General features: G+C 61.7%; 1 protein-coding gene. It reads left to right on the top strand.

The features are described 5' to 3' along the window. A partial coding sequence (locus BIU97_RS08285; protein WP_139195970.1) for a TonB-dependent receptor domain-containing protein occupies positions 1-230 on the top strand: 230 nt, incomplete at both ends.

Raw genomic sequence — 230 nt, 5'->3', positions numbered from 1 at the left:
GTCCGAGGCCTATCGCGAGGGCAATGCCGCCAGCCAGGTGCCGGAACACCAGCTGACCCTGTGGGCCGGTTACCGGTTCACGCAGGGAGTCCTTAACGGGGCAAACGCGGGATTGGGTGTCCGTCACAACGCGGACATATACGCCGATGATGCCAACACCAAAAAGGTGCCGGACTACACCCTGGTGGATCTGGCACTGGGCTACGATTTCAGCAAGCTCGGCCTGGAAG

This window comes from Curtobacterium sp. MCBA15_009, from assembly GCF_001864895.1.
Lineage (GTDB): Bacteria > Actinomycetota > Actinomycetes > Actinomycetales > Microbacteriaceae > Curtobacterium.
The sequence above is the reverse complement of the archived record's forward strand: the minus strand, read 5'-3'. Positions and strand labels throughout refer to the sequence as shown.